The sequence below is a fragment of the Vibrio makurazakiensis genome (assembly GCF_050337375.1).
GTDB classification, from domain to species: Bacteria; Pseudomonadota; Gammaproteobacteria; order Enterobacterales; family Vibrionaceae; genus Vibrio; species Vibrio makurazakiensis.
Genome location: NZ_JAKJSW010000066.1, coordinates 1 through 20,728, shown reverse-complemented (window position 1 = coordinate 20,728; position 20,728 = coordinate 1). Strand labels below are relative to the sequence as shown.

The 20,728-nt window shown below is 41.9% G+C and carries 20 protein-coding genes; 9 read left to right on the top strand and 11 right to left on the bottom strand.

Annotated elements, in window-relative coordinates; translation table 11 throughout:
* The 4 genes from L4C33_RS09770 to L4C33_RS09755 all read right to left on the bottom strand — a co-directional run.
* The coding region (locus L4C33_RS09770; protein WP_428812250.1) for a hypothetical protein at positions 1-506 on the bottom strand (506 nt) is incomplete at its 3' end.
* 126 nt (positions 507-632) lie between these two features.
* Positions 633-1,067 (bottom strand): GtrA family protein, encoded by a 435-nt coding sequence (locus L4C33_RS09765; RefSeq protein WP_428812249.1) that lies wholly within the window; start codon positions 1,065-1,067, stop codon positions 633-635.
* Positions 1,068-2,477 (bottom strand): ArnT family glycosyltransferase, encoded by a 1,410-nt coding sequence (locus tag L4C33_RS09760; protein ID WP_428812252.1) that lies wholly within the window; start codon positions 2,475-2,477, stop codon positions 1,068-1,070.
* 8 nt (positions 2,478-2,485) lie between these two features.
* Positions 2,486-3,505, bottom strand: coding sequence for a glycosyltransferase family 2 protein (locus L4C33_RS09755; protein WP_428812248.1), 1,020 nt, complete (start codon positions 3,503-3,505; stop codon positions 2,486-2,488).
* Between the two features lie 128 nt (positions 3,506-3,633).
* Here L4C33_RS09755 and L4C33_RS09750 point away from each other — a divergent pair, with 128 nt between their 5' ends.
* Both L4C33_RS09750 and L4C33_RS09745 read left to right on the top strand, forming a co-directional pair.
* Positions 3,634-4,311, top strand: coding sequence for a response regulator transcription factor (locus tag L4C33_RS09750; protein ID WP_428812247.1), 678 nt, complete (start codon positions 3,634-3,636; stop codon positions 4,309-4,311).
* On the top strand, positions 4,308-5,564 hold the full coding sequence (locus L4C33_RS09745; RefSeq protein ID WP_428812246.1) for a sensor histidine kinase: 1,257 nt from the start codon (positions 4,308-4,310) through the stop codon (positions 5,562-5,564). The genes L4C33_RS09750 and L4C33_RS09745 overlap by 4 nt, the downstream gene beginning before the upstream one ends.
* A gap of 60 nt (positions 5,565-5,624) precedes the next feature.
* Here L4C33_RS09745 and L4C33_RS09740 read toward each other — a convergent pair whose 3' ends face one another.
* Positions 5,625-8,030: a bifunctional diguanylate cyclase/phosphodiesterase gene (locus L4C33_RS09740; protein ID WP_428812245.1), complete on the bottom strand. Its 2,406-nt coding sequence runs from the start codon at positions 8,028-8,030 to the stop codon at positions 5,625-5,627.
* Between the two features lie 339 nt (positions 8,031-8,369).
* Here L4C33_RS09740 and L4C33_RS09735 point away from each other — a divergent pair, with 339 nt between their 5' ends.
* Entirely contained in the window at positions 8,370-9,278 is a 909-nt protein-coding gene (locus L4C33_RS09735) for a 1-aminocyclopropane-1-carboxylate deaminase/D-cysteine desulfhydrase (protein ID WP_428812244.1), read from the top strand.
* Here L4C33_RS09735 and L4C33_RS09730 read toward each other — a convergent pair.
* A complete protein-coding gene (locus L4C33_RS09730; RefSeq protein WP_428812251.1) occupies positions 9,268-9,774 on the bottom strand; it encodes an HAD family hydrolase in 507 nt (168 codons plus the stop codon). The two genes, L4C33_RS09735 and L4C33_RS09730, sit on opposite strands and share 11 nt — an antisense overlap.
* 163 nt (positions 9,775-9,937) lie before the next feature.
* Between L4C33_RS09730 and L4C33_RS09725 the strand changes: the two genes are divergently transcribed.
* A complete protein-coding gene (locus tag L4C33_RS09725) occupies positions 9,938-10,423 on the top strand; it encodes a glutathione peroxidase (protein ID WP_428812243.1) in 486 nt (161 codons plus the stop codon).
* A gap of 143 nt (positions 10,424-10,566) precedes the next feature.
* Here L4C33_RS09725 and katE2 read toward each other — a convergent pair whose 3' ends face one another.
* Complete coding sequence (katE2, locus tag L4C33_RS09720) at positions 10,567-12,000, bottom strand: catalase KatE2 (RefSeq protein ID WP_428812242.1); 1,434 nt, start codon at positions 11,998-12,000, stop codon at positions 10,567-10,569.
* 466 nt (positions 12,001-12,466) lie between these two features.
* On the opposite strand from katE2, the gene L4C33_RS09715 reads away from it, so the two are divergent.
* Positions 12,467-14,074, top strand: coding sequence for an ABC-F family ATPase (locus L4C33_RS09715; protein WP_428812241.1), 1,608 nt, complete (start codon positions 12,467-12,469; stop codon positions 14,072-14,074).
* Between the two features lie 77 nt (positions 14,075-14,151).
* On the top strand, positions 14,152-14,571 hold the full coding sequence (locus L4C33_RS09710; RefSeq protein WP_428812240.1) for a VF530 family protein: 420 nt from the start codon (positions 14,152-14,154) through the stop codon (positions 14,569-14,571).
* 112 nt (positions 14,572-14,683) lie between these two features.
* Here L4C33_RS09710 and L4C33_RS09705 read toward each other — a convergent pair whose 3' ends face one another.
* From L4C33_RS09705 to L4C33_RS09695, 3 genes are all read right to left on the bottom strand, one after another.
* The gene (locus L4C33_RS09705; RefSeq protein WP_428812239.1) at positions 14,684-16,762 is read right to left on the bottom strand and encodes an EAL domain-containing protein; all 2,079 of its coding nucleotides are present in this window, start codon (positions 16,760-16,762) and stop codon (positions 14,684-14,686) included.
* Positions 16,763-16,989: 227 nt separating this feature from the next.
* Positions 16,990-17,349 (bottom strand): PilZ domain-containing protein, encoded by a 360-nt coding sequence (locus L4C33_RS09700; protein ID WP_428812238.1) that lies wholly within the window; start codon positions 17,347-17,349, stop codon positions 16,990-16,992.
* Between the two features lie 188 nt (positions 17,350-17,537).
* Positions 17,538-18,164, bottom strand: a complete 627-nt coding sequence (locus tag L4C33_RS09695) for a LysE family translocator (protein ID WP_428812237.1) — start codon at positions 18,162-18,164, stop codon at positions 17,538-17,540.
* A 176-nt stretch (positions 18,165-18,340) separates the two neighbouring features.
* On the opposite strand from L4C33_RS09695, the gene L4C33_RS09690 reads away from it, so the two are divergent.
* The 3 genes from L4C33_RS09690 to L4C33_RS09680 all read left to right on the top strand — a co-directional run bounded on the left by L4C33_RS09690 (position 18,341) and on the right by L4C33_RS09680 (position 20,410).
* Positions 18,341-19,579 carry a DEAD/DEAH box helicase gene (locus tag L4C33_RS09690; protein WP_428812236.1) on the top strand — a complete coding sequence of 413 codons (1,239 nt, stop codon included), beginning with the start codon at positions 18,341-18,343 and terminating at the stop codon, positions 19,577-19,579.
* Between the two features lie 215 nt (positions 19,580-19,794).
* The gene (locus L4C33_RS09685; RefSeq protein WP_428812235.1) at positions 19,795-20,016 is read left to right on the top strand and encodes a hypothetical protein; all 222 of its coding nucleotides are present in this window, start codon (positions 19,795-19,797) and stop codon (positions 20,014-20,016) included.
* Positions 20,017-20,077: 61 nt separating this feature from the next.
* Entirely contained in the window at positions 20,078-20,410 is a 333-nt protein-coding gene (locus L4C33_RS09680) for a thiamine-binding protein (protein ID WP_428812234.1), read from the top strand.
* Positions 20,411-20,483: 73 nt separating this feature from the next.
* On the opposite strand, the gene L4C33_RS09675 is transcribed toward L4C33_RS09680, so the two are convergent.
* Positions 20,484-20,651 carry a hypothetical protein gene (locus L4C33_RS09675; protein WP_428812233.1) on the bottom strand — a complete coding sequence of 56 codons (168 nt, stop codon included), beginning with the start codon at positions 20,649-20,651 and terminating at the stop codon, positions 20,484-20,486.
* Positions 20,652-20,728: the final 77 nt, after the last annotated feature.

Here is a 20,728-nt window from a genome sequence, read left to right as displayed (position 1 = left end):
GGGTCATTAAGTACAGCTTCAACCTGGTGACTTATCAAGTTCATCGCTTCGAACACACCAGTTTGCATTTGATGCGTTCTATCTCCAAATTGCAGTAACAAGATAATTTGCGAATGAGTGTCTTTGACCTTATCTGCCAAGCGGTGGCATTGGTCATCCGATAATTCTTTTGAGGAAAGTTGGCCACATATCTTGCTCGACTGTTCTGATAACTGGCGAAATAACGCTGAAAGTTGGTCAACTGATTCAGCAGAATCCTGACTCGCGTAGTCGAGTTGTTTAATTAGACGGGGAACAATGACATGGTGAAGCGAATACAGGACTTGGTACAACTCTTCGTTTAATTCGGCTTCTTGCTTAGGAAGTAAATAAGACAGCACACCACCGCCAATGACACTAATCACCGCGCTAGCAGCAATAACCTGCCAAACAGCACCAAAGAAAATAAACAGTGTTAAAAAAGAAATAATGCCCAATACAACTRAGGGCCGTATGGGAATTATCATCAACTCACCTATAAGCACTTAACTATTATCCTTTTAATAGCCTAGTTCATATTGATAAAGTTGATGATAGATTTTAAAAATTGCCGAAGTAACGGACTCGGAAAATAAAGTGTTTTAAGCAAGCAATTAGGAAGTAAAAACCCAATAGCGGCTAAATAAGAAGTTGCTGACCATTCCTACTAATACACCAACCACCATTGCGATGAAAGTCGTAACGCCCTGCTCAGGCAATACATCCACCAGCAACTTAAATACCAATAGATTCGGAATCGCAGATATTAACGCTGAACACATAAACTTTTGCCACTGCTTAAACGCCAATGCGGTATTGCCTTTATACCGAACCTGTAAAAAAGTCAGCTTACGATTCCCATACCAAGTGCTTGTTGCTGCAACGAGAAATGCAGCAATTCGCGCATTCAAAATAGGGAGTCCGAAGACGTAATAAGCCAAACTGAATACTGCATAGTCAATGACAAAGCCAGCTGCTCCCACACAGCCAAACTTAATCAGTTGGCTGTGCTTTACGAGCATAGGAGTAATAGAGACTCGACTTAACATCTACTTTGAGCCAAAACAGGTGTATAAGGCACGTTTAGACTTAGAGGTAAACTCTTTATTACACGTCAGGTTGTTCTCTACCAAAGTGTCCATCACGACGTTTGGTCGACCAATTAGGTAGTACTTTTCTAGCCCTTCTAGCATGTCTGTACTTTCTAGACGCTTAGCTTTGCCTTGGCTATAAAACTGACCAGAAAATGGGCGACCTCCTACGTAAAAGCTCGGAGCTTCATCGGTAATTTGGGTGAAAATTACACGGTCACTTTTTTGATCAGCTTTGCCCAAATTCAGAACTAACATTGCGATCATCAGCAATACTGGCAAAACCAGCGCTACGTGAGAGAACCATTTTTTATCCGTTTTGATCACTAACATCGCAACCATTAAGCCAAGTGCTGGGATGCCCGGTAAAATATACGCTGGTAAGATATTCCCCGCTAAACTAAACAAAATTAGCGGTGACAATAACCAGCATGTTAAGAACGAAAATAAACCCGGGTTATCTTGATTCAGCTGCTTAACCTTTTCACGTCGTCTAAACGCAAGAAGCGGTAAAACAATAGACCAAGGTGCTGCAGATTGAATCCAAAAAAGCCAAATCATTCCACGAGGTTGGTCATGAGCTGAGCCGTATAAATCTCCTTCCCAGCCACTCACAACAAACCGGCTAAAGTGCTCACCAATGATAAAGTAATCAATGAAACCTGGAGTCGCGATTTCAGCCATAATGTACCAAGGCAATGCAATCGCCAGCATCACAACTAAACCGCCAATAATCGGGAATCGTTTCCATAGCTGAACAAAAGCTCCAACTAACCCATGCTGTATCACAAGCCATGGAAATACTGCGATACCCATAATTACAATCGCCACAGGGCCTTTAGCAAGGAGGCCGCAAGCTAAACCGATGAAACCAACATAACCCCAAATTTTGTCTTTACGGATCTCCCCTTTACCTAACCAACAAAAATAAAAACCAGCCATTGCAATGGTCATCGAAAGGGTCAATGCCATATCTGTCATTACTGCCCCAGCGGCGATCGAAAAAATGCCACAAGTTGCCAGTACAATAGAAGTAACTAACGCACTGTAACCACTTTTACGAGCCATATAAGCCATTAGAATGATGGTTAGAACACCAGCTAACCAGTGTGGTGCACGTACTGCAAACTCACTTAAACCAAATAACTCGATACCAACTGCACTCATCCAGGTAAACAATGGAGGCTTACCCCAAAACGGCACGCCGTAGTCAAACTGTGGTGTCAGCCAGTTACCAGTTTCAACCATCAAACGAGCCATTTCGCCATAACGCGCTTCTGTTGTATCCATGAGTGGATACGTTGCAAGAGATATCAACCTGAGTACTAACGCAAACCCTAATAAGCCCCATAAGTGGGTTCTATTCATACTAAAAGTCACGCGCTTTCCTCCAAGTTCATTGTGGTTTTCATTGCTGGTTTTTCAAATACATTTTGTATTAAATACAAAGGTCTACGTTTTGTTTCTATGAATATTCGTCCTATGTATTCCCCTAATAAGCCAATACTTAACAGTTGGATGCCACCCAGCGCGAGTTGAACCACCATCATTGATGGGTACCCTATCACCGGGTCACCCCAAAACAGTGTTTTCGCGACAACGACGGTGCCGTATATAAAGGCACTGAAAGCAACCATTGCCCCTAACGCAGTGGCAATTCGTAATGGGCGAATGGAAAAAGAAGTAATCCCATCCATCGCCAGACCGAACAACTTTATGTAATTCCATTTCGTTTCGCCGCAAAAGCGTGCGTCACGCTTAAACTGAACCGTAGTTTGCTTAAACCCCGGCCACGAAAAGATCCCTTTCATATAACGATTCCGTTCTGGAAGTTGATTAATATGGTCAACCACCTCACGGCTTAATAAGCGAAAATCACCCACGTTCTCTGGCACATCAATTTTGACTAATAGATTCATAACGCGATAAAAGCTCAGAGCAGARAAGCGTTTCAGCCATGTCTCACCATCTCGCTGACTGCGCTGCATATTGACGACGTCATAGCCTTCACGCCACTTCCCCAGCATTTGTGGAATAAGCTCTGGCGGATCTTGTAGATCAGCGTCTAGCAGAATGATCGCCTGACCGCGGCAATGTTCAAGGCCAGCGCTCATTGCAGCTTCTTTACCAAAATTTCGACTTAAACCAATGACAGAGATCGAACTATTGATCGACCTAAAAGATTCGACTAATTCCAAACTGCCATCTTTGCTTCCATCATCGATGTACACGATTTCGCTTGGTTCATCTAAGGTGTCCAATACCTTAGTTAGCCTGGAGTGGAACTCCGGCAACACTTCCTCTTCGTTAAAAAAAGGAACAATAATTGATAACGAAACCGCAGGGGTGATGCGATCTCGATGAGGTATTGGCTTACTCAGTGATAATTCAGGCATATTCATTCTTCATATCTTTTAAAACTATTAATAAGCTTATCTAGGGCGGCATGAAAGTTATGTTGTTGACATATTTTTCACGCTGAATAAGGATGATAAGAGACTGAATTCGATGGGTGAGTAAAGAAATGAAACGAGTATTATTGGTAGAAGATAATCGCGAGATTGCTGGTGTGTTATTTGATTATTTTGAATGCATCGGGATGGAGTTAGATTATGCAGATAATGGCGAACTCGGTTTACAACTTGCCTTAGATAATGCATTCGACATTATCATTCTCGATTTAATGCTACCAAGAATGGATGGCCTAACCGTTTGTAATAAGCTTCGAGAACTGGGTAATACCACCCCTATCCTTATGCTGACCGCACTCGATAGCCGAGAAGATATGCTAAAAGGGTTCGACCATGGTGCAGACGACTATCTAACCAAACCTTTTGACCTCGATATTTTAGAAGCTCGAATGAAGGCACTGGTTCGTCGTTATCACGGAACCGTAGCCTCGACGAAAATTGAGTTCTCTGAACTGACCATTGACCAAAAAACTCGTAAAGCCTATCGCCAAGACAAATTATTGGCTCTCAACCCAACCACTTACACTATTTTAGAAATGCTGTGTAAGAGCGCACCGCAAGTGGTCACCCGCGAAGAGATTTCTTATAAGCTTTGGCAAGAAGACGATACGAACAACGATGTTTTACGCAGCCATATTTACCAACTCAGAAATCAGCTGGATAAACCTTTCGCTCAACAAATGCTAATCACGGTACCTAAAGTTGGCTTCCGTTTGGAGCCAATTAATTGAACCTAAAAATCCTAAATTCGACACGCAGTCTCACTGGGCATTTAGCCCTGTTTTTCTCCGTCATGTCGGTGATTGTTGCAGCATTTGGCTACAGTATTTTTTACGCAGCGCTACATGGTTCGGAAGACCGTGTTGGTGAGCGTCGTATTCTGCTTGATAGAAACGAGGCGATTGAACGCTTCAAAGCGGGTGAAACTGGCGAAATACACATCGATATATTAACAACGGCATACAACGATACCGACTTTGTCCCAGCTAAGTTCCGCCAGTTTGTCATTGGAAAGAAATCATACCTCGGAGAGGTCGGTGAAGAACCTAGCTCACGCATGGTCTACGTTGGTGAATATACACAGAAAGGAGAAGCCCACCCAATCATCTTACTCAGCAAAATTGACCAAGTTGAGTTTGCTATTGATGAACTGGTATTCGTGAGCATGATCGTACTGGCACTGTTCGCTGTACTGATGGCCAGTTTCGCCGCCTTACTCTATAAACTATCAAAACGCCTTATCGAGCCCTTTAATTCTCTTGCTCAGCAGCTTGATTCTTCAGACATCAACCTAGGYACTGAATTTTCGGTAAGCGATGATGCCGCGAAAGAGTTCCGACATTTAGCCAGCCAATTGAATGCGTATCGCCATGAAATCAACTCTCTATTAAAACGAGAACAAGCCTTTGCGCGCTATGCAAGCCATGAACTACGAACGCCACTAACCATTGTTAAAGGCTCAAGTAAGCTGCTTGTTAGAAGCGAAATGACCGATTTTCAATCGCGACAAGTTAACCGAATTAACGAAGCAAGTGAGCAAATGTCGACGATGGTCGATGCACTTTTAAGCCTAGTTCGTTATGAACGAAATCATGATGACGCGCCTGTACGCTTATTCACCAGCAATGAATTACAAAGCATTGTTGAGCAGCATTCTGCACAGGCAACGGATAAAAACATTGAAGTTACCCTTAACGCTGACTCTGAACCAACTCTGCAAGCGACACCTGCAATTATGAATATGTTAGTGGGCAACTTGATTAAAAACGCCATTGCAGCGACGAATCAAGGGACAGTAACCATCAACCTAACCAGTCAGCAACTTGAGATTATTGATCAAGGCTCAGGGCTAGAGAAAGAGCACAACCCGAATGGAAGTGGCCTAGGGTTATTGATTGTTGATGATATGTGTAAGCGATATAACTGGCAGTTTAATCTCACCAATCAGTCCGTTGGTGGTTGCCGCGCGTGTATTACATTTTAACAATGCAGCGCTGAAGCTAGAAAGTTGTGCAAGCCGACTCAGTAGTACTGAAGAGAGGCTTCATAGAACTGACTTAGCTTCAGCGAGTTCAAGCTTGTAGTACTTGTCTTTCAGCGTTGAAATATCGATTGGCTTATCAAACAGGTAACCCTGCAAACGATCGCATTGAAGGTCAGTCAATCGCTCTCGTTGTTGTATATTTTCCACGCCTTCAGCCACTACCACCATGTTAAATGACTTGCCAATACGAACCATAGTTTGAACCAACAAATCTTGTTGGAGGTCTTCAAACAAATGGTTAATGAAATTTCTGTCTATCTTAAGCTCAGTAATAGGCAAAGTATTCAGGTACTTAAGTGAAGAGTAGCCGGTACCAAAATCATCCAGCGATAAGCCAAAACCAAACTCTCTTAATTTTATCAACGTTGGTTGTACTTTATCTAAATCTTCAATTAGCACATTCTCGGTAATTTCTAAGGTCACTCGACTTACATCAATACCAATCTCAATGGCTATCGAGTAAAAGTGTTCGCTGAAATCTACTTGTGTTAGTTGAATTGGCGAGATATTTACGGACAGTTCTAAAGCGTCATCACCGTTGGGTGATAAATCTAGAATGTCACGACAAGCTTGAATAAAGACAAACTCCCCTATCGGGATTATCATGCCTGTTTTTTCAGCGACCTCGATAAAATCAATTGGCGACACTTGTCCAAGCTTTGGGTTATTCCAACGACAAAGGGCTTCGACACTGATCATTTTTGCAGAACATGGAGTAACTTGAGGTTGGTAATAAACGCTTAACTCACCATTTTTTAGCGCTTCAGTCAGCTCATCTTGCATCATGAAGTTTCTCTGCACTAAGGCATTCACTTCTCGATCATAGAACATCACCTGACCTCTTCGTTTTTCCTTCGAGCGGTATAAAACGATATCCGCCTTTGAGATCAGTTCTTCTGAAGTCGTACCATCATCAGGATACATAGACACCCCAATACTGCACGAACACGACAACAAAACATTATCTAGGATGAAAGGTTCATTAAAAATCTGGCGTATTTTTTTAGCTATATATTTAGCTTCACTGACTTCTTGAAGGTGAGGGAAACAAAAAATAAACTCATCGCCACCAAATCTTGCAACTGAGTCTTTGCACCCTAAGAGTGCTTCAAACCTACGACTCACCTCTTGAAGTAGCAGATCCCCAACAGCATGCCCATATTGGTCATTCACTTTCTTAAAATCATCCATGTCCAAAAACATCACTGCCAATTTGCTTTGGGCACACTTCGACTGTTTAATGCTGGTCTCGATAATCTCTTCAAGTCTTAATCGATTGGGTAAATGCGTTAGAACATCATGAGTGGCAAGTTCATGCAGTTGCTCTCGGCTATTTTCAAGCTCTTGAATATCGTCCTTAATTCGACTTTGGTATTCAGAAAAACGTAAGCCTATGTAATAGCTAATACGCAGTKAAATAATCCCTAAAATCGTCGCTAACGCCAAACACAGCAACAATATACGCACAAGTTCGGAGCGGTTTTGTTGATCCAGTTGAGCTTCTTGGTTGACCAAATAACTTTCGAGCTTCGACAACGAAATGCCAGCCCCAATGTGCCAGCCCCAAGGTTTAAAACCCGTAACAAATATTAAAGTATCGTTTTTTGAGTCATCATTGAGTTGCGAGTTGGTGCTCGGGTATTCAAGGTAATTGCCTTCGATACCACTCTCTGTCATCACCTTACTTTCAGAGTTGTCTACTATCTTTTCGAGTAGGCCAGAACTGTCTCCCTCTAGCTGACGGCTATCATGATGAGCTAAATTGTTTCCCTGCTTCCCAATAACAAACACCGAACCACTCGCACCAAATGTATATTCAGACAAGCGGTTCAAAATTCGATTCTGAATATCTTTCTCTACATCGGCGACATATTCACCAGTGCCAATAAACCAGTCGTAGGGTTCAAACCGTTTGCCGTAACCAATTTTTTCAAATTCTTGCTCGCCCGAGTTGGGGCGCTTGTACCACCATTGGTAAAAGGCATCACCTGACTTTTCAATCAATTGTATATGTTCACGTAAAATGTAGGTGCCACGTACATCTTGAGCTCCCCACTTTGACTGCCCTTCAATGTGGGGCAGCAAACCATGCATAACGTTGACACCATCCATTTGGAAGACAAAATAGTACCCGCGATTGTCATTAAACTTTATGCTTCGTAGCGCATCTTTAATCAGTTTAGTCACGTACTTTTCTGGCTGACCTTTATTCTCGAGATAGATATTGGTCGCGATAGCATGAGCTTCTTCCACCCGATGTTTTATATCTTCTTTAAGTAGTTTAACGGTTTGGGATCTTTCGTATTCGAGTTGACTATTGATATTGGAAACTTGCTCGGCAAGGATACTTTTTTGTTGGTTAAAAGCATCGTTTCGGAGAGATTGAATAAGACTGTCTACTTTCATCTGATGACCATGCAGCAAGAACCCGGTCAAGACCACAATAAATAGGCCAACAATTACGGTTGGGAAAAACCTCAAGAGCCGAAGTAGTTTTTCGTCATTAGAAATTATCATGGTTGTATTTTTGCCACCTGCATCGGATATAAATTGACCTGCCAGAAAACGTTTGTTTTTGTCACTATGGTTAGCCGTTATTAATATAATAGTTGACTAACATTATTAACTCCTCACCCCTTATAGATTATTTGATCTAACATCGCGCCACTTTTAAGGAATGAGTTAAACTACTGCGTCTTTAATTCATATTTTCTTTACCGTTTCTAATAGAGCTAGGCCATTCAAATGAAACTAAGCAACAGCCCCATCACCCAGCACAGTTTCAATAATCATACTTTCTTTTTGAAAAGAGATGATCAACTTCACTCGCWCTTTTCAGGAAACAAAGCTCGAAAATTCATGAAGATACTGGAAGAGCCTAACCCTAATATCACCACACTGATCAGCTATGGTTCCGCGCAAGCTAACTCTCTATATTCTTTGGCTGCACTGGCTCGAATTAAAGGCTGGCAACTTGAGTTTTATGTTGATCATTTACCTAACTGGCTACGAGAGAACCCACTCGGTAATTTCCGTGGTGCTTTAGATTTAGGTGCAAAGGTTTTATCGGTTTCAGAGTTGAACTCCAATTTGCATCCTAGTGATTACATCACCCAAGTTAGAAAACCAAACTCACACTGTTTAGTTTTACCTGAAGGTGGGCGTTCAACACTTGCTGAATACGGGGTCAAGCAACTGGCTCATGAAATATTAAGCTGGTCTAGATTTGAGAACGGACACGAGTTTGTCGTAGCACTACCTTCAGGTACAGGCAGTACCGCTCTGTACCTGAATAAGCACTTAAAGCCTCACAATATTCCGGTAATCACTTGTGCCTGTGTTGGAGGAATGGAATACCTAACGAGTCAATTCAACGAATTAAATGAAACTGAGCATCCGACAATTCTATCTTTAGATAAAAAGCACCATTTCGGGAAGCTATACCAAAATGACTATCAAACTTGGCTTGATCTTCAATATCAAACCGATGTTGAGTTTGATCTGCTTTATGACCCTATGATGTGGCAGTGTTTAGAAAGATGGCAACAAGAAAACCCCGAGAAAACGGTTATTTATGTGCATCAAGGCGGGATTTTAGGCAACGAGTCAATGTTGCCAAGGTATCAACGTAAATACCCTGACCTCACAAATTAAGGTCGAGTAATTCTCGGATAGACGAGATTTTCATAACTTCAGCAGGAAGATTTTGGCTTTCAGTTTCACTTGCGTCTGAAAGCCAAACAGCACTCAAACCAGCCTCAATAGCAGGGAAGATATCTTTTTCTAGCACATCACCGACCATCACAACCTGCGATCCATCGACCGACAAAGTACTGAGGATGGCTTGATAAAATTCTGGACAATTCTTTTCAAGGCCAATGTTCGCCACGCAAAAATAACCATCGATATAATCAGACAACTCCGCACGTTTAAATGCCTCATGAATTTCTAGTTCACTGGAATCTCTTGCGCTGGTTGCAACATAAATCGGATGCGATTGCGACAACACTTCTAATACTTTTTTTGCGCCACTGACGGATTCAACATATTCCCAGTGGCACATTTTCCCATGTTGTTCCGGAAAATCGACCATGAGCGTGTTACCCCAATCAAACAGAAATATTTTCTTCATTTCACTCTCCCTAGTGATTTCTGAGTATCCATAGCCCTATACCAAGTTGCTTTAAATAGCGCCAAATCTAAATAGAAACGTAACTCCAATACGAATACTACAGATTAATTCGAAAACAAACATAAAGCAGCATGTTTCAAATGACGGTATATTCTATTTATAAATAATAGGGAATCATGAGATGACGGACTTCTACCAGTTTTCAATCAACAGCTTGCAAAACCAGCCGATAAAATTCGAAGAGTTACGAGGTAAGCTTGTGCTAATAGTCAACACAGCAAGTCAGTGTGGGCTAACACCACAATATGAAGGACTACAAAAACTTCACGAGAAATATTCAGAAAAAGGACTGACTATCATCGGGTTCCCATGCAATCAATTTAGGAATCAAGAGCCTGGTGACGCCAGCGAAATCAGTAATAATTGTTTGATAAACTATGGTGTCGCTTTTCAGATCACAGAGAAAATAGAAGTGAATGGTGCGAATAGCCACCCTATTTTTACGTATCTTAAAAACGCTTTACCCGGTGTACTCGGCAACAATATAAAGTGGAATTTTACGAAGTTTTTAATTGGGCAAGATGGGCAACCTATCAAACGCTTTGCTCCAATAACAAAACCAGAAGCGCTTGAACCTTACATAAAAAAGGCGTTAGCGCTTACTTAGTTAGATTTAGGTTGTACTTAAAAGAAAATAAACAGCTCTTTGGTGTCAAACAGTTTAAAGAATGAAAAATCTTCCATAACCTTTCTCCTAGTCAAATTATTGCTGAGGAACATATCCGTTAATATGCACCTCAGCACTTATTGTTACTTTAACCCTAGTGCAATTTCTAACCCTTCGCCATAAGCTTTGTCCGCTTTATATGCATGGGCAATGTGTCGCTGCTGGATAAACTCAGGTACACCATCAAGTGATCTAGCTGTATTGCCTAGTAGTTGCTGACGCTCAGGCTCAGTCATCAATCGGAATAAATCGCCAGCTTGTGTAAAGTAATCTTCATCAACACGGTGATCGTAATGAGCAGCATCGCCCGAAATTCGTAGTGGCGGCTCTGAATAATCCGGTTGCTCTGCCCACTCTTGTTGATGGTTAGGCTCGTAGCCTAGCGTTGAACCGAAGTTACCGTCGGTACGCATTGCTCCATCTCGGTGATAGCTGTGAACAGGGCATCGAGGCGCATTCACTGGGATCTGGTGATGGTTCACCCCTAGACGGTATCTCTGAGCATCCCCATACGCGAATAGACGCCCTTGAAGCATTTTGTCTGGTGAGAACCCAATCCCCGGAACAACCGCCGCAGGGTTGAATGCAGACTGCTCTACTTCCGCATAGAAGTTTTCAGGGTTACGATTAAGCTCAAACTCACCTACTTCGATCAATGGGTAGTCTTTTTGTGACCATACACGGGTTAAATCAAACGGGTTAAATTCAACCTGATCTGCTTCTAGTTCTGGCATGATTTGCACGTACATTGTCCATTTAGGAAAATCTTGCTTCTCAATGCTTTCGTATAAATCACGATGATGACTTTCACGATCTTGACCAACAATATCTTGCGCTTCTTGATCCGTTAAATTCTTGATGCCTTGCTGAGTTTTAAAGTGGAATTTTACCCAGTAGCGTTCATTATCTGCGTTGATAAAGCTGAACGTATGGCTACCAAAACCATGCATGTGACGGTAAGTCGCAGGAATACCACGATCACTCATTACGATAGTAACTTGGTGGAAGGCTTCCGGTAATGACGTCCAGAAATCCCAGTTGTTCGTTGCACTTCGCATATTAGTGCGAGGATCACGCTTCACTGCATGGTTTAGATCTGGGAACTTCAAGGGATCGCGAAGGAAGAATACAGGCGTATTGTTACCAACAAGATCCCAGTTGCCTTCCTCTGTATAGAACTTCAAAGCAAAGCCACGAATATCACGTTCCGCGTCAGCTGCACCGCGTTCACCCGCAACGGTAGTAAAGCGAGCAAATAAGTCTGTTTTTTTGCCAATTTCAGAGAATAACTTAGCTCGTGAGTACTGCGTTATATCCTTAGTCACTGTAAAAGTACCGTAAGCACCCGACCCTTTCGCGTGCATTCGACGCTCTGGGATAACTTCACGGTCGAAGTGCGCTAACTTCTCCAAAAACCAAACATCTTGTAGTAATTGTGGCCCCCGAGGCCCAGCAGTCATTACGTTTTGGTTGTGTGCAACAGGACATCCAGCAGCAGTCGTCAGTTTCTTATTCATTTTTATTCCTTATGACAAGTCGATGAAGCTATCGAATAACGCACCCGATATATGCTTATGTGACTTAACTAGTTCTAAGATTAGGACACGTAACTCGTTCTATAAAATCGTATTTACGTATTACTGCAATCGGAAAAACCGATACGTTAACCACGAGTTAAAGCATTGAATAAAAAGACGTTAATAACTAAACAGTAAGTAATAGGACTTCTTTAGCACCCCCTATTAAAAGTGATATCCCCTCAAACTCGATAACAATTTTTCGACCTTATTGATAACGACACATTCGAATAAACCCACGCGAAGCACTTGAACCGAGTTAATTCCAAATTTTGATTTACATCACACATCTATTTTTTAGGCCATAAACCTGTATAATTCGCCCGCTAATATTTCGTACTTCAAATTCGTTAACTTGTTGCTTTATCGCAATTCGGTTGACTCGCACATACCTAGGAATACTTCTTTGATATCTACTGCAAACATCACCATGCAATTTGGCGCTGAACCTCTGTTTGAAAACATTTCAGCTAAATTTGGTAACGGCAACCGTTACGGTTTAATTGGCGCCAATGGATGTGGTAAATCGACTTTCATGAAGATTCTTAGCGGTGTGTTAACGCCGAGCTCTGGTAACGTTTCAATTACTCCAGGACTTAAGCTAGGCGTACTTAGCCAAGACCAATTTGCGTTCGAAGAATACAACGTAATTGACGCCGTAATCATGGGCGACAAAAAGCTTTGGGAAATTAAGCGCGAGCGTGACCGTATTTACTCACTTCCAGAGATGAGTGAAGAAGACGGTATGAAAGTAGCGGAATTAGAAAGCGAATTCGCAGAAATGGATGGCTACACAGCTGAAGCTCGTGCGGGTGATATTCTGTTACAAGCTGGCATCGAAGAAGAATTCCATTTTGGTTTGATGCAGCAAGTTGCTCCAGGTTGGAAGCTACGTGTGCTTTTGGCTCAGGCGCTATTCGCAAACCCAGATATTTTGCTACTCGATGAACCAACCAACAACTTGGACATTCATACGATTAACTGGTTGGCTGAAGAGCTAAACCAACGTAAATGTACAATGATCATCATTTCGCATGACCGTCACTTCTTAAACTCTGTTTGTACTCACATGGCAGACATCGACTACGGCGAGCTTCGTATTTACCCAGGTAACTACGAATATTTCCTTGAAGCGTCAGGTCTTATTCGCGAGCAGCTACTAGCAAGTAACGCGAAAAAAACGGCAGAAATTAACGAACTTCAAGATTTTGTAAACCGTTTCGGTGCGAATGCTTCTAAAGCGAAACAAGCAAGTTCTCGTGCTAAGAAGATGGACAAAATCAAGCTTGATGAAGTTAAGTCATCTAGCCGTATGAGCCCTTCAATTGACTTTGGTGAAGGAAAAAAACTTCACCGTCAAGCTCTTGAACTTCAAGACTTAGGCCACGCATTCGATGATGAATTACTGTTCGAAAACGGAAACCTACTACTTGAAGCTGGTACTCGACTTGCTGTTATTGGTGAAAACGGTGTGGGTAAAACAACCCTACTACGTTGCCTAGTAAATGAATTAGAGCAAAAACATGGTGTAGTGAAGTGGTCTGAAAATGCTTCTATCGGTTACTGCCCACAAGATAGCTCGTCAGACTTCGACAACGACCTAAGCATTTTCGATTGGATCTCACAGTGGCGCACAGCAAAACACGATGACTTGATGGTTCGTGGTATTTTAGGCCGCTTATTGTTCACAGCTGACGATACAAATAAGAAAGCACGCAACTGTTCAGGTGGTGAGAAAAACCGTCTACTATTTGGCAAACTGATGATGCAAGATATCAACGTGCTGATCATGGACGAACCAACGAACCACATGGACATGGAAGCGATTGAAGCATTGAACAATGCGTTGAAAGATTACCAAGGTACTTTGATTTTCGTGAGCCATGACCGTGAGTTTGTTTCATCACTGGCGACATCTATTATTGATGTAAAAGGCAAGAAGCTTGTTAACTTCCAAGGTACTTACGATGAGTACTTAGCGCATCAGAAAAAGATGCTAGAAGTCGCGCTGTAATCGTCGACTCAAGAATAAACGTTTAGATAAAATATGGTGGTTCTCAGACTGAACCACTATTGAATGAGGAAATCTTCATGACAGAGCAAGAAAGAATTGAGCTGCAACAAAATAACCCTCTGCATGGCTTAAAGCTTGAAGACATGCTGCAACAACTTGTCGACCATTACGGTTGGGAAATTCTAGATACAGCGATGCGTCTTAACTGTTTCAACACTAAGCCAACGATTGCTAGCAGCGTTAAGTACTTGAAGAAAACTGAGTGGGCACGTGAGAAAGTTGAAAACTTCTACTTGTACCGTTTCAAGCGTATGCCTAAAGCGTCAGATGTTGAGTACCAAATGCCTCCTCGCTCTCGTACATTCCGTCACGGGTTAGAGCCTCGTGAACCAATGGAACTTACAGTCGAGTCAATTCTAGCTTCACAAGCTAAATCAGCTTCTGCGCACAAGGCTCGTACTGGCGGCGGTGGTCGCGGTCGTTTCAATCGCCGCTAGCTGATAATAAAGCATTCATAAGATCAAAAAAGCCAAACTCGTTCATTCAAGTTTGGCTTTTTATTTTTCTGAGCTGTCTCTATTGGTTAATAGCTTAAATTGGTCATTCTAGCTAAGCATTCGATAACGTTAGTTCAGGTTTCACATTCACACTCTGAACATATTCTCCAAGCGCTTCACGTGAAATAGACTTCGAGTAATACCAGCCTTGTACCGAAATTGACGATGCTTGAGGGATTAAGTCTAACTGCTTTTGAGTTTCAACACCTTCAACAACACAATCTAACTCTAATTCTTTCGCGACCTTCAACATCGCATAGAACACTTTTTTGCCTTTCGGATCATCAAGAGACAACACAAAGTTACGATCAATCTTAATCGCATCAACATCAAATTGGCCTAAATAGCTTAGTGAAGAGTAACCAACTCCAAAATCATCGATTGAGATCTTGCAGCCTAAACTCCGTAATTCACTAAGTGAGTGAGCAACTTGAGCTCGGTCACCCAACAAGCTTTCCTCAGTGATCTCAATGTTTACCCAATCACCAACTGGCTTGATATAGCGACAAATCCTAGAAATCAAATCGGCATTGAGTAAAGTCTCTGGCGTGATGTTTACACTGGTTTTGAGCGCACTCCCCTGATGGATGCTTAATTCGAGATCAGAAACCACCTTCTTAACAGCCCAAAGATCGATATCACCCATCATTTTCGCTTGTTCAAAATAAGGCAGGAAATCTCCAGGATAAATTAGACGGCCTGTTGCCGGGTCTTTTGCTCGTATTAAAGCCTCACAAGCGACAACCTTGCCCGTTTTTTGCTGAACCTGAGGTTGATACTCTAAGCAAAAATCGATCTGACTGTAGCGTTCCAAACCTTTTTCGAGTTCGGATTCCTGCTTCTGAGTGCTTACTTTCTCTGACACTTTATCTGCACTTAAAACATCCGCCTCTTCGCGCCTTCTTGTATAACTCGAATCAAAAAACGGGAAGGGAATGCTCTGCGCTCGTCGTAGGTTATTAATTTTAAAGACAAATGGTGTGTAAATAGCCGCACCGATAACCACTAAGCACAGTTGCAGCCACACAGCGTTCATATCTCCCTGCGTCACAAGCCAACTATTGAGTAATACTGGGCTACTAAAAGGAACAATAACACTAGGAATACTTACCCAGCCAGCAGCTAGCACCATGTAGGCGATAGCTAAATTAACCATAGGTGCCAAAACAAAAGGGATAAAAAGTCTTGGGTTAAAAATGATCGGTAAGCCGAATAATAATACTTCATTGATATTGAGCATCACTAGTGGCAAGGCTGCTATTGCGATGAGCCTATATGTACTATCAGTGGAAAAACACAGAATAGATAAAACCAAACCCAACGTTGCACCACAGCCTCCTATAAAGACGAACACGGCCATCATAGAGTGGTTGACTATCTCGTTGCTTTGAGCGGCTTCTACGCCACTTGGAACCGCTTGTTGTAGTACTTCAATCCAGGGTAATAATGCGTAGTAGCCGTGAATGCCGATAAACCACAATAACGAGTTAAGCAAAGTATAAAGGTAGCCAAACCACTGCGGTGATTGAGCGTACAGTGCGTCTAAGTCTCCAAAGACCAATAACTGAGTTAATACATTTACAAAAAACCAGCTTACTGCGACGACCACTACCTCGGTGAACAGTGAAGGAACAATGAGATTCAATGAATCTTTTACTGTTTTACCAACCTGGTCCGTTCGGATGATTTTCAAGTGAGCTTGACGATAAAAATACGCAATCAATGGAATTGTATATAAAGGGGTGATCACTGCGACGATCAACTCAAACGTAATGATGCTTTGAGCATCTTCAAATGGTTGTCTAAACAGCGTTAAGTAAACAATCGAAATTAGTGCAATAGGTGGTCTTGGCAAACGCCACTGCATCGCAAGAATATAAGAAAGTGCAGCGGTAAGAAGAATAGGAAAAATGCTATTTATTCGATAATAAAGTCCATATAAGGTTTCAACCCAATAGACATCTTTGCCTACGGTAAACTCGCCAATCGAGGCAGCAAAGAGAATCAAAGACGACATCATCAAGCAGGGTAAAATCCACAGCAAGCCTTCTCTTATTGCCATCATCTGAATTGCTAGCACTGACTTAATGCTAAGAAGCATACTTTGTTGTGCGCTGAACTGACTGCCCATGTCCTACCTATGTCTTTACTTCCAAAATGGCAATTTATCAAACATTATACTGATTAAACGTTTGCTAATCATGATTTACTGCAAGTTTAAAGATCTTATAGACAAGTGAACATTGAAGAAAAGTTAAGAACGGCAGGAAACCTTCCCATTAGGAGGTATTAGAAGATACGGACAGTATTGCTAGCCCTACGACGTAAGGGCGAGAGATGCGTTAACCAAAGGTAGAATTAAGCCACGGCTTTTTGACTGGCAAAAAATGATGGGTATTTGCGGCGGATATGTCTTTGCTCTGAAACCATATCTTTAAACGTAGGGCCTTTGGTCAATTGTAAGATAACTTCATTACCATCGAAGCGAAGAACTGCACCACAAACTTTTACTTTACTATGATCATGTAAGTCCAAAGTACCGACTAAAGACAACCCACTGTAAAAAGCCGTCAGGTTCTTGATCATAAGACGAACGCCTTTTTCAGAAACTTCACTAACATGAAATAACTGGTCTTCAACGCGCAAAACAGGTCTCGCTCGCTTTGGGTATTTTAAACGATAATATTGACGCTTCTGCTCATTCGTCTCTTCACTCATGATGTACTCCACTCCTTGTGCTATAGATTGCAAGAATGTTAAACACTCTCACGACTCAATTATATAACCATCAACTCAATCTATAATCTCGACCACAATTAATAAAACTTTAGTAAGAACTGCCAATAAAATCACTTTTAGCAGGCAATTTCTGACAATTACGTTAACTGCCACTCACTTTTCTTAGACTAGAGCTGGAACACCGCTAACTGAATACTAAACCCTATGAATATTAAACCGCAGGTTGCGTTCATCGCCCTTGAAGTATTTTTTTTCGTAAGCAATTTTTTGAAGGTGTCAGCTAAAAGGATCACAACCAAAAACCAACCAGCTACCACCAACGCTTGAATAGCTCCGAGCATTAAACTGTCTGACATTACGCTTTTTTGAGTAACAAACTGAGGAAAAATAGATAGGTAAAACAGCACTATTTTCGGATTAAGTAAGTTGGTCAGTAGGCCTTTTACAAAATGAGTACTGAGATTGCTGCCCTTTGCACTAACGACCGCAAGCACGCCATCTTGAGCATTTTTTGCAGCCTTAAAATGATTATAGCCAAGCCATATCAAATACAATACCCCCACCCACTTCAGTGCTTCAAAAGCTGTAGGTGACTGAGTTAAAAGTAAACTTATACCGTTTGCAGAAATAAAGGCATGGAAGATAAAGCCTAATGAAACACCGGTGATATTAATGAATGCAAACAGCTTTCGTTGGGTCAATGCCGTGCTCAAAACTAGCAACGCATTTGGGCCCGGTATAATAGCAATAAAAAACACGATGACTATGAATAGCCATATACTCTCGAAACTCATAAATAAAACCTAGCAGTGGGTAAATTATGGCAACCTGCATAATTTAGGTTGGCTATTCTACTGTGAGTTGACGTCATTACAATACGAAGGATGGTTAGGTCATCAAAATGATTCAAAGATTTACTTGTTGTTCGTAACTGCTAGACTTTGCGCCCTGTCCTTCTTCGGTTGTCCTTATGTTATTTTCTCAACTTTCTCTTAGCGAAGCGTTAATCAACGCATTACCAAGTAATGTTCAAACTGCTACCCAAATTCAAGCATCTGTTATCCCACCAGCATTAACCAACAAAGATGTGTTAGCACTTGCACAAACAGGTAGCGGGAAAACCTTAGCGTTTGGACTTCCGCTAATCGAACAAATCGATACATCGACGACCTCAATTCAAGCCGTCGTATTGGTCCCTACTCGAGAATTAGCTAACCAAGTCTTCCTAGCTATATCCGAAATCGCAGACATAGTTGGCATCAAGACATGCATGTTATGCGGTGGGATCGATAAAGACAGCCAGGTCGAGCAACTGGCACAAAAGCCAAGTATTGTCGTCGCGACAACGGGTCGATTACTGGATTTGATTGAAAGTAACGTGATCGAGCTTTCAGGAGTAAAAAAACTCGTCCTCGATGAAGCCGATCGTTTACTCGATATGGGGTTCTGGCCAGATATCCAAAAATTACTCCCTGTGCTGCCTCAGAAACGACAAACACTGCTTTTCTCGGCAACTCTGCCAACTTCATTAGAAAGCGTTGTAGAGCAGGTGTTGTTCAAGCCAGTCCGTATTGAGGCACACTCAGCAAACAGCGTTGTCGACACCATCGAAGAAAAGCTCTACTTAGTGAATAAAGGAAGTAAGCCCAAAGCGCTTATTTCACTGCTTCAAGATAACAACTGGGAACAGGTACTGGTTTTTATTAGTGCGAAAGACAATGCTGACTCTCTAACTAAAAAGCTAACCAAAGCGGGTATTAAAGCAGAAGCACTGCACGGTGATAGAAGTCAGCAAGAAAGAGAAGAAACCCTACAAGCCTTTAAAAATAAGTATGTTCAAGTATTGGTCGCAACCGACGTATTGGCGAGAGGTATTCACATTGACTCTTTACCTATCGTAATTAACTTCGAGCTACCAAGTAACTCTACGGCTTATGTTCACCGAGTTGGGAGAACCGCACGCGCTGGTAACAATGGTCTAGCTTATTCTTTAGTTTGCCACGGGGAAGCAGAGCACTTAACCGCTATTCGCCAATTAACGAACCGCGAACTCCCTCTAGAATCATTAGAAGGCTTCCTAGTAACAGATCAACCAACAACGGGTGAACGAAAACGCCCACCTCGTGATAAACAGGCAAACCGTCGAACAGCGAAGAAAAAAAGTGTTAAACAATTCAAAAGTAAACCAAGTCGAAAACCTGAAAAATAGAACGGAGAATTTAGCGAAACGTCGCGGTTAGTATTTTCCTCAAATCACCATAATCTCAAATTATAAAGTTGAGACAAAAACAGTCTCAACTTTAAGTTCCAAGCAAGCTACTGATAACCCAACGAATGCAAAAATATAGTCCCTAGACACGTTGACGTTAGTCGATCCCCCTACTAGTTTTTTCTATTAGTAATCACAACCGGGAGGTCATTATCATGAAACGAGCTAGCTCTACTTATCGCCTACAACTAATCAAGGAAGTCGCTACACGGCGAGAGCGCCAGTTATCAAATGACCCGATGGCAAACTACATTCAAGAGCTTCTCGATAGCAAACCAGAGTGTGAACATTCAGTAGAACGGAACCACCGTTTCCCCGGCAGCCACTTCGATGAACACATAGGCGGATGGGTAAGCGATCATTGGGGAAGCAAGTAGCATTCATTAGTCATTTACCCTATGATTCTGCCAATATTTACCTGTAGAGTCGTTTGAGTTTATGTCTAATATGAAACGTGAAGATAATGTAATGGTTGCCTTTCAAGTTATCCCAAGGCTAAAGGAAGGCAATAATTTTGAAGTCGTAGACAAGGCTATTGAGGTTGTTAAAGCTTCTAATATCCCCCACCAAATTGGTGCTATGGAAACAACCATGAAAGGGGAACTAAACGAATTGCTAGAGATAGTGAAGCGCGCAGAACAAGCATGTTATGACGCTGGTGCAGTCGAAGTTATTACCAATATTAAAATCCACAGTAAAACAGAAGCTGCGGAAGATACATTTTGTACTTATCACCGTGGTGTCACCAAAGCCAACCACATGTTTGTGTAAATACCCCCTCTCTTTGCATTCTAAGTTTGAGCGTGAAGTAACCATTATATTTAAGCGAGTTTCACCAACTCGCTTATTGAAATGGCATATCGCTTAGGTGCGCTAAAATATCCTTTTGTTGCTCTTCCGTCATCAAGTCCCATTCAAGAGCATCAGTTTCTTGCTTGTGCTCACTAGGCCCACTCTTTCCCGCAGCAGCTCGCCGAGGTAGCGTTTCAGGTTTAGTACTTTGTCTGCTCATTTCGAAACCACCCAAACAGTAAACGGAATTACATATCATTAATTAATACAAAGCTCACTTAATGTAAAGCAATTGTT